Source organism: Streptomyces sp. MK37H (assembly GCF_018035285.1).
In the GTDB taxonomy this organism is placed as follows: Bacteria; Actinomycetota; Actinomycetes; order Streptomycetales; family Streptomycetaceae; genus Streptomyces; species Streptomyces endocoffeicus.
In genome coordinates, this window is record NZ_JAAAYH010000445.1 from 1 (window position 1) to 7159 (window position 7159).

Sequence of the window (7159 nt, forward strand, 5' to 3'; positions counted from 1 at the left end):
GCGGAGGGGGAAACCGGCTGGTTCCGGCTCAGCGGCGACAGAGGCCGTCGTCGACGCACCACGCCGAGCTCGCGAACAGCGCGAGACAGAGCAGATGGGCGGGTGCGGACATGCTCTCCAGGATATGGTCCGGGTTTCAAGAATTGGACCCCGGTCTCACCATGCGATCTGTGGAGTCAGCCACAGATGGAGTCGGCCACAGACGCGGATGGCCTCGGGTCAGCCGTCCTCGCCCCGCTCGGCGGTGTCCGCGAGGCCGACGTACATCGAGTGGTGGAGCTCCGCCACATGGTCCCGGAGGAGGGCGGCCGCCGAGGCGGCGTCCCGCGCGGCGAGCGCGGCCCTGATGGCCTTGTGCTGCTCGTTGCTGCCGCGGAGGTAGTCCAGCGGATACGGCAGGAAGTACGCGTACAGCTCTCCGGTGACCCGCTCGTACATCCCCAGCGCGGAGGGCAGCCCGGCGCCCTCGGCGAGTGCCAGGTGGAACCGCTTGTCGCCGGCGTGGAACTCGGCCCAGCTCCCGGCCGCGTCCATCTCCCGGATGCACTCATCGAGGCGGTCGAGCCCCGGCCGGCCGAGCCGCTCGGCGGCCAGATGAGCGAAACCGGCCTCGAGCACGATGCGCTCGTCGATCAGCCGGTGCACCCGTTCGCTGTCCTCCCGGTACGCGGCGACCTGAGCCACGGTGCGGCGGCGGGGCCGCTCCGCGATGAAGGTGCCGCCCGTACGCCCCGGGCGCCGCTGGACGACGCCCTCGCGCTCCAGGGTGCCGAGGGCCCGGCGGACGGTGATCTCGCCGACCCCGAGCGCCACCGCCGTGGCCTGGACATTGGGCAGCCGCTCGCCGGGCGCCAGCAGGCCCAGGTCCACCGCCAGCGAGATCCGGGCCCGCACGGTGTCGACGGCGCTGGTGCGGCGGATCGCGGCGAGGGCGCTGCTGGTCAGGGCGCTCGGTGCGCCGGACGGTTCCTGGGTCGCCATTCCCTCAGCGTAGGCATCCCGCCCCGCGGCCTCCCCACGGTCCTCGTACGGGGGCCGCCGTTTTGCGGAACCGTGACCTCCGAGGGTTTACCTGATCAAAGTGAGCATGTTTTCATGGCTCGCATTCACCCCTGGACGCCCACTGTCGAAGGCACTGATGAAGATCTCCGGACTGCAGACGGCGGGAACGCCTGGCGACGTCGACGCCAACCTCCGCGAACTGGACGCGGCATGCCGCCGGGCCCGTGCCGAAGGTGCTGAACTCCTGATCACCACCGAACTGTTCGTCACCGGCTACGACATCGGCGACGCCGTCCGGGACCTGGCCCGCACCGATCTGCTCTCCCCGGCCCAGGAGATCGCCGCCGCCCACGGCATCGCGCTCGTCCTCGGAGCTCCCGAGCACGACGACGGCGCCTGCTACAACAGTGCCTTCTTCATCGACCCGGCCGGAGCGATCCTCGGCCGCCACCGCAAGACCCACCTCTTCGGCGAACTCGACCGCAGGTACTTCACACCCGGCGACCGGACCGCTCCCGTCATCGACTACGCGGGCGTCCGGATCGCGATGCTGATCTGCTACGACGTGGAGTTCCCCGAGAACGTACGGGCCGCCGCCCTCGCCGGTGCGGACCTCGTAGCGGTCCCGACGGCCCAGATGCAACCGTACGAGTTCATCGCCGAGCACCTGCTGAGGGTGCGCGCCTGGGAAAACCAGATCTACATCGCCTACGTCAACCATGACGGCGACGAGGGTTCACTGCGCTACGTCGGCCGCAGCTCCATCGTGAGCCCGTCGGCGACCGTGCTGGACAGCGTCGAACACGGCAACCGGCTGCTCTTCGCCACCGTGGAACCGCACACGGTCCGGGAAGCGCGCAAGGCCAATCCGTATCTGGCCGACCTCCGGCCAGACCTCTTCACCCCGTCCGCCCGCGCCACCAAGGACCCGTCATGCTGACCGACCCCGATGTGCACGCATCCACCCCGCAACCCACCCGGACGAACCTCTCGGGGCGGCTCGGCACCGGTGCCATCGTCTTCATGGTGATCGCCGCCGCCGCGCCCCTGACGGTCGTCGGCGGCAACGTCCCGCTCGCCATCGCCGGCGGCCCCGGCGCCGGAGCCCCCGTCGGCTTCGCCCTCGCCTCGCTGGTCCTGCTGGTGTTCGCGGTCGGCTTCGTCACCATGACGCCCCACGTTCCGCAGGCCGGAGCCTTCTACGCGTACGCCACCCGTGGCCTGGGGGACCGGGTCGGAGTGGGCACGGCCGCCGTCGCGCTCGTCGCGTACACGGCGATCCAGGTCGGCGTCTACGGCTATCTGGGATGGGCCGTGAACGATGTCCTCCACACCTTCGGCGGGCCGTCCCTGCCCTGGTGGGTGTGGGCGCTCGCGGCGCTCGGCATCGTGGCCCTCCTCGGCTACCGCCATATCGACCTCAGCTCCAAGGTCCTGGGTGTGGCACTCGTCCTGGAGATCGCGGTGGTGCTCGTCCTGGACGCCGGGATCTTCGCCCGGGGCGGCGCCCACGGTGTCAACGCCGAGTCGTTCACCCCGCATGCGGCGTTCTCCGGACCGCTGGGCGTGGCCGTGCTCTTCGCCATCACCGGATTCATCGGTTTCGAGGCCACCGCCGTCTTCCGGGACGAGGCCCGCGACCCGGAGCGGACCATCCCCCGGGCCACCTACCTCGCCGTCCTGATCATCGGTGGGTTCTACACGCTGTCCTGCTGGGCGCTGGTCCTGGCAGCGGGCACCGATGACGCCCCGGCCGTGGCCCAGAAGACCCTGGACGGGCAGGGCAACATGCTCATGGACACCGCTCAGGCCTATGTCGGCACCGCGCTGCGGGATGTCATGCAGGTGCTGCTGCTCAGCAGCCTCTTCGCCTGTGTGCTCTCCTTCCACAACGTCATCGCCCGCTACACCTTCACCCTCGCCCGTAAGGACCTCCTTCCCGCGCGGCTGGGCGTCGTCCATCCGCGCCACCACTCGCCGTCCGTCTCCTCGGTCGTCCAGACCGTCACCGCGCTGGTCCTGGTCGTGTGCTGCGCCGTCGCCGGACTGGATCCGCTGGTGGGGGTCTTCGGCTCCATGGCGGGAGTGGCGACGGTCGGCATGATCCTGCTCATGCTCATCACGTCCATCGCCGTGGTCGCCTTCTTCGCGCGCGACGCCCGGCTCGCCTCGGGCAGGGCCTGGCAGACCCGGATCGCGCCGGTGCTGGCCGTGGCCGGACTGCTGACCGCGCTGTGGCTGGTGTTCTCCAACTTCACCCTCGTCACCGGCGTCGGTGTGGGCGCGAGCGTCACCCTCGGCGTCATTCCCTTCCTCGCGCTCGTCGCGGGCCTGGTCCGAGGGGACCGCGGCGCGCGGGAGCGTATGTGAGAACCGCCCGGTTCGGCCGCCCGGGCAAGGCACGGGCAGCCGAACCGGGCCATACGGAGCGTCAGACCGCGGTCCGCTCCACGGGGATCCACAGCTCCGCGTCCGCCCGCGCCCCGTCCTGTGACAGGCGGGTGCGCAGGATCTCCGGCCCCGGCCTGCTCTGGTACGGGTTGGACGGGAACCACTGCGTGAAGACGTCCCGCCACAGGTACTGGAGCGCCCGCGGGAACGGCCCGGAGTTCTCGAAGACGGCCCATGTCCCCGCCTGGACGGTGAGCGTGTCCAGGTCCGCCGGGGCGGCGGCCCCGGTCACCACCCCGTGGTAGTAGTCCAGTTCGGTGCCCTCCGCCCGGCTCGGATCGAGGTTGTCGCTCACTCCCAGGATCCCCTCCGGCTCCTGGTCGGACAGAGCGGCGATCCGCCGTATCGTCTCCTGGCCGATCCCCCGGATGAACTCCGCGATCGCCGGATTCACCCCCTCATGCACGAGCGGAACACGGACCTTCTTGCCGACCACCTGGAACCGCTCCTTCTCCACGACCCGGTATCGCATGCTGCTGCTCCCTTCGACGATGAGGCGGAAGGACATCCGCGGCTGGGAGCTCAGCGAGGCACCCGCCCGCCGGGCCTCACCCGGGCCCACACCGTGCATGGCCCGGAACGCCCGCGCGAACGCCTCCCCCGAGCCGTAGCCGTAGCGCACCGCGATCTCCAGGAGCGTCCGCTCCCCGGCGAGCACCTCGGCCCCCGCGAGGGTGAGCCGTCTGCGCCGGATGTACTCCGACAGCGAGATCCCCGCCAGCGCGGAGAACAGCCGCCGGAAGTGGTACTCCGACGTCATCGCGATCCGCGCCAGCTCGGCCACCTCGATCCGCTGATCCAGACGCGAATCGATGTGGTCCAGGGCCTCGTTCAGCCGCTCCAGCACCTCGGTCTCCTTCCTTGACGCTGATCACGTTAGGAAGCCGGCCCCCTGCCGGACCCGACATCCTGTGCCCGGTCCGGTCGGGTATGACGGCCCGTCACGGACCGTGCCGGCCGTCGCTTTGCCCGGGTTCCGGCGGGGGTTCATCCGTACGTCCATTCGGTCACCGTTTCATCACAACGCATACACGGCTCTCCCACTTCGCCGCAGTCGCGCCGCATGATGCACCCCACCATCCACGCACCTGGGAGACACATGGGCACCCGCACCGTCCAAGCCGCGGCCGTCACCGCCATCACCCTGCTCCTGACCGGCTGTTCCACCGGCGGTGACGTGCGCGACAAGTCCACGCCGAGCGGCACCCCGGCCGCCGCCGAGAGGGCCGAGACCACCCGGGCCTGTGTCGATGCCATCGCCGACCGGGCCGCCGCCCACAAGGGCGGAGCGGTCCGTTCCCACCCCGTCCCCACGCCCTGCGCCAGGCTGTCGGACGCCGACTATCTGGACGCCTATATGAAAGGTCTCGAGCAGGCGCATCGCGCCGCCCAGAGGACCCCTCAGGGGGAGACCGGCAAGGCGGCCGGCGGCGGGGGAAGCTGACCCGAGGCCCGGTGCGCCGCCCGGGCCAGATGGTCGGCGCAGGAGACCCGTGCGCTCGACCGGGAGCCGTCCGGGCAGAGGACGTTCTCCCAACTCGTCGTCGAGATATCGGCGTCCCGCAGCCGCGCGCCGCGGAGATCGGAGTCGGACACCGTGGCTCCGGCCAGATCGGCGCCGCTCAGATCCGCTCCGTTGAGGCCGACATGGGTGAGGGACGCCGCCCGCAGATACACGCCGTTCAGCCGTGCGCCCTCGAAACTGACATCGGTGAGCAGACCCCTGCCGAGCCTGGCGCCGCTCAGATCGGCGCCGCGCAGATCGACCTGCGAGAGGGTGGCGGAGGTGAGGTCCGCCCGCCTGAGGTCGGCGCCGCGCAGATCGACGTTCTCCAGCGACACCGCGGCCAGCCGTGCCGCGTAGAGATTGCCGCGGCGCAGATTGGCCTCGGACACCAGCCCGGTCAGCGTGGACCGTTCGAGATTCACGCACCGCAGCTTCTTCTGCCACAGATCGCCACCGGTCACGGTGCGGCCGGAGAGATCCCTGCCCGTACGGCCGGAACAGCTCCGGCCATGGTCGTCCTCCTCCCCGCACCCGGCGAGCAGGGCCGAGGACAGGGCGGTCACGATGAGGCAGGAGAGCGAGCGGGGCCACCGCGTGGTCATGGGCCGACCCATCAGGGATGTCAGACGCCGATCAGATCCACCAGATCGTCGGCGTGCTCCTCCTCTTCCTCCAGGATCGACTCCATCAGCCGGCGGGTGGTCGGGTCGTGTTCGCCCAGCCAGCGGATGATCTCCTGATAGCTGGCGATCACGATGCGCTCGGCGAGCAGATTGTGCTCCAGCATCGCCTTGAGGTCGTTGTCGGCCGGGGTGGTGTAGTCGGTGTGGGAGCGCTGGGTCAGCGAGGCGGGGTCGAAGTCGGGGTCGCCGCCGAGCTGTGAGACGCGTGCGGCGGCGCGCAGCGCGTGCTGCATCTCCTGCTTCGCGTGCTCGGTGAACTCCGAGGACACCTGGGCGCGGTCGATCCCGCTGGCCGAGATGGCGTGGCGGGTGTAGCGCAGCCAGCACACCACCTCGGTCGCGATGACGTCATTAAGGATGCCGATGACCCGGTTCTTGTCCAGACCGTAGGTGTCCGTCACCGGGCCCGCCGCCATCTTCCGGCGGGCGTGGTCGCGGATCCTGGTCACGTCCAGCACGAAGTCGTCGCTCATCGGTGCCCTCTCTGCTCTCCTCGGCTTGGGCGAGTGGTTCCCCGCCGGGGCCCGGAGGGGTGCGGACGGAGCGGGAAGATGACTGGATCGCCGCACAACGCCAGCCGATCGGCGGTATCCGGCGCCGGTGCGGCGTCAGACGCGTTTGGTGGATGGGTTCATGCGGCGTGCACGGTGATGTCGTCGTAGGACTCCAGGAGGGTCCAGCGGGGTGCGGCGCGCCTTCCGGCGGACAGCCGGTCGGCCGCCGGGAGCGGACCCAGGTCCAGGGCGGTGAGGCGGGCGATGTCGGAGACCGGCACCTGGAAGGTGCGGAAGGCCCCGAGCGGGGGAGGGTCTCCGGCCCGTGCGGCCTCCGCCATGACCCGGGCGGCGGCGTCCCGGCTGAGGTCGGGGCTCTGGTCGAGCACATAGGCGGTGGACGCCAGCTCACCGTCCTGCAGGAAGGCGGCGACCTTCCAGAACCGGAGCGGCACCTGGATGCCCCGGTAGGGCGGATCGGAGTTCTCGAGCACGGGTCCGGTGAACACCGTCAGCTTCCGGTCGAACTCCTCGGCGTGGTCCAGGAGGAAGTTCTCCAGCCCCTGCCAGAGCTTCTTGCCCTGGTTGAAGACGTTCATCTGGGGAGCGGCGTTGGTGTAGTGGAAGGTGTCGTCGTTCGCCATGGAAGCGTTTGGACCCCATACCGGATCGAGGCGGCGGACCAGATGTCCCTTGTCCAGCGGGTTGTCCTGGTAGACGGGGTGACCGGCCTGCTGGGCCTCGGGCAGGCGGGGGTCGAACCGCCATTCGTCCTCGCGCGGCACATCGACGAGGTGCGCGCCGTCGATCGTGACGGCCGTCGCCGCGGCCAGCCGGCGGTCCGGGCGGAAGACGACGCTGAAGTTGGTGTAGGGCAGGACGGTCGTCTCGGTATCGGGGCCGGTCGGCCGGGGCAGTGGCAGGGAGGGGCCCAGGAAGCGCTCGTTGTAGCCCTTGCGGTCCACCAGGGACGCGGGGCTCGCGGTCTCCGGGTTCTGCGGGGGCTCGGGGGGAGTGGCCAT

8 protein-coding genes are annotated in these 7159 nt (G+C 70.4%); 3 read left to right on the top strand and 5 right to left on the bottom strand.

Features of this window, described 5'->3' with window-relative positions; genetic code table 11:
• Positions 1 to 219: 219 nt before the first annotated feature.
• Positions 220 to 981: a FadR/GntR family transcriptional regulator gene (locus GWI24_RS37255; protein ID WP_210950472.1), complete on the bottom strand. Its 762-nt coding sequence runs from the start codon at positions 979 to 981 to the stop codon at positions 220 to 222.
• A 157-nt stretch (positions 982 to 1138) separates the two neighbouring features.
• Here GWI24_RS37255 and GWI24_RS37260 point away from each other — a divergent pair, with 157 nt between their 5' ends.
• Positions 1139 to 1942, top strand: a complete 804-nt coding sequence (locus GWI24_RS37260; RefSeq protein WP_210950473.1) for a carbon-nitrogen hydrolase family protein — start codon at positions 1139 to 1141, stop codon at positions 1940 to 1942.
• Positions 1936 to 3372 (top strand): APC family permease, encoded by a 1437-nt coding sequence (locus GWI24_RS37265; RefSeq protein ID WP_210950474.1) that lies wholly within the window; start codon positions 1936 to 1938, stop codon positions 3370 to 3372. The genes GWI24_RS37260 and GWI24_RS37265 overlap by 7 nt, the downstream gene beginning before the upstream one ends.
• Before the next feature lie 61 nt (positions 3373 to 3433).
• Here the strand turns inward: GWI24_RS37265 and GWI24_RS37270 are convergent, their stop codons facing one another.
• On the bottom strand, positions 3434 to 4300 hold the full coding sequence (locus GWI24_RS37270; protein WP_210950475.1) for an AraC family transcriptional regulator: 867 nt from the start codon (positions 4298 to 4300) through the stop codon (positions 3434 to 3436).
• Between the two features lie 252 nt (positions 4301 to 4552).
• Here GWI24_RS37270 and GWI24_RS37275 point away from each other — a divergent pair, with 252 nt between their 5' ends.
• Positions 4553 to 4897 carry a hypothetical protein gene (locus GWI24_RS37275; protein WP_210950476.1) on the top strand — a complete coding sequence of 115 codons (345 nt, stop codon included), beginning with the start codon at positions 4553 to 4555 and terminating at the stop codon, positions 4895 to 4897.
• Here the strand turns inward: GWI24_RS37275 and GWI24_RS37280 are convergent.
• The 3 genes from GWI24_RS37280 to GWI24_RS37290 form a co-directional block, all read right to left on the bottom strand.
• Positions 4855 to 5562 (bottom strand): pentapeptide repeat-containing protein, encoded by a 708-nt coding sequence (locus GWI24_RS37280; protein WP_210950477.1) that lies wholly within the window; start codon positions 5560 to 5562, stop codon positions 4855 to 4857. The genes GWI24_RS37275 and GWI24_RS37280 overlap by 43 nt on opposite strands.
• 20 nt (positions 5563 to 5582) lie before the next feature.
• On the bottom strand, positions 5583 to 6116 hold the full coding sequence (locus tag GWI24_RS37285; RefSeq protein ID WP_210950478.1) for a bacterioferritin: 534 nt from the start codon (positions 6114 to 6116) through the stop codon (positions 5583 to 5585).
• Positions 6117 to 6274: 158 nt separating this feature from the next.
• Positions 6275 to 7159 (bottom strand): DNA/RNA non-specific endonuclease (locus tag GWI24_RS37290; RefSeq protein WP_210950479.1); only part of this gene is annotated, 885 nt, incomplete at its 5' end.